At 62.9% G+C, this 1,897-nt stretch carries 2 protein-coding genes; one reads left to right on the top strand and one right to left on the bottom strand.

All coding sequences use genetic code 11. From position 1 onward, the window contains the following. Window positions 1-54: 54 nt before the first annotated feature. On the bottom strand, window positions 55-828 hold the full coding sequence (surE, locus tag V6C16_RS12215) for a 5'/3'-nucleotidase SurE (RefSeq protein ID WP_333543323.1): 774 nt from the start codon (window positions 826-828) through the stop codon (window positions 55-57). A 119-nt stretch (window positions 829-947) separates the two neighbouring features. Between surE and V6C16_RS12210 the strand changes: the two genes are divergently transcribed. Further along, window positions 948-1,897 (top strand): 3'-5' exoribonuclease YhaM family protein (locus V6C16_RS12210; protein ID WP_333543322.1); only part of this gene is annotated, 950 nt, incomplete at its 3' end.

Here is a 1,897-nt window from a genome sequence, read left to right as displayed (position 1 = left end):
GGCCCGGCGGATCGTGCGGCGCGGCAAAAAACAACCGCTGCCGCAGTGGCCGCATCAACCCTGAAGCCGCATGCACCTGAGCGCGTTCAGCCCGTCGCGGTCGGTAAAATCAAAGCACAGGGGAGTCAGGGTGATATGCCCACGGTTGAGCAGGTCCTTGTCCGAACCCGGCTCAATGCTTGCCGGGGGAATTTCGCCCTCAAGCCACCAGTAGGGCGCTCCGCGCGGATCTTCGCGCTCGATATAGACGTTTTTCCACACGGCTGTGGTCTGAGGGCAGACGCACAGTTCCGCAGCCTCGTCCAGGGGGCAGGCGGGATAATTGATATTGATCACCCGGCGGCGGCCCACGGCAGACCAGTTCATGCGCTCGGCCAGGCTCACGGCATGGCGCGCCTGGGGCATGAGATCCATACCCGGCGCGGTATTGTGGCTGAAGCTGTCAAACGAAACCGCCATGCTGGGCAGTTCTTCGTGGGCGGCCTCGGTGGCCGCGCCCACTGTGCCGGAATACAGGATGTCCGGTCCCACGTTGGCCCCGGCATTGATGCCGGACATGACAAGGTCGGGCTTCTGGGGCAGCAGCCGCCCCAAGGCCAGCTTCACGCAGTCGGTGGGGGTTCCGTAAACGCCCGTCCCCGTAAAGTCCGGCTCTTCAATCACTGTGGCCCGCACTGGCTCGAACACCGTGAGCGAATGCCCCACGCCGGACTGCTGGCTCATGGGGGCCACCACGTATACCGTATGACCGGCCTCGCGCAGGGCCGCGTACAGGGCGCGCAGCCCTTTGGCCCGGATGCCGTCGTCATTGGTCAGGAGAACGTTCATTGACAATACCTCGGAAAGAAGGGAAATTCAAAAAAGCTTCGCTATGATCCGCCCTTGCGGCGGCGATCAAAACGCACGGGGCGTCTGACGCTCCTGGCCAGACGCTCCTGGATAGATATATGGAAAAAGGTTGTTACGTCAAAGACATTAGCCCCACGTCGGAAGCGCGGGGTCTGTTTGCAGTCAGTCAGGCGGCGCAGGGCCAGTCGCGCAACGGCCCCTACTGGCGGCTCACCCTGGTGGACGCCAGCGGCAGTCTTGAAGCCAAAATATGGCATCCCCTCAGCGCGGACTTCGGTGAAATCCCCGCCGGATCTCTGGCGTGGGTCGAAGGCCGCGCAAGCCTGTACCGCGATCAGGTGCGGCTTACTGTGGAGCCCATGCGCCTGCTGGACGCCGCGGAAAGCGCCGCTGTGGACCAGACCGCCCTTATGCCCGCCAGCCCTTACCCGCTGGATGACATGCTCCACGAGCTGGACAGCTCCATCAAGGCGGAATTCACCCACGCCCCCTGGCGCAAACTGGTGCAGGGCTTTTTCAGCAATGCCGAAATGCGGGCGGCCTTTCGCGTATGCCCGGCCGCCAAGGGCGTGCACCACGCCTATGTGGGCGGCCTGCTTGAACATACCCTGAGCGTTTTCAACCTCTGCCGCCGCATTGCCGACCAGTATCCGGAACTGGACAGGCAAACCCTGCTGGCCGGAGCGCTCTTTCATGATATCGGCAAGCTGCGGGAATTTTCCGGCGGCCTTGCCAACGACTATACCGACGAAGGCCGCCTGCTCGGTCACCTCATGCTTGGCATAGAAATGCTGGCTCCCTTTATGGCAAAATCCGGCCTTGAAGAACCGCTGCAAAGACATCTCAAGCACCTCATCCTGAGCCATCACGGCGAGCTTCAGTTTGGCGCGGTACGCCAGCCCCACACTCCCGAAGCCATGGCCCTGCACTATGCCGACAATCTGGATGCCAAGATGGCCCAGTGCCGGGGCCTTTTCGCGCAAATGGACGAAGACGGACAGGACTGGACCCCCTGGCAGGCCACGCTGGGCCGCCCCGTACACCGGGC

It is taken from the genome of Desulfovibrio sp. 1188_IL3213 (genome assembly GCF_036763145.1).
In the GTDB taxonomy this organism is placed as follows: domain Bacteria; phylum Desulfobacterota; class Desulfovibrionia; order Desulfovibrionales; family Desulfovibrionaceae; genus Desulfovibrio.
The sequence above is the reverse complement of the archived record's forward strand: the minus strand, read 5'-3'. Positions and strand labels throughout refer to the sequence as shown.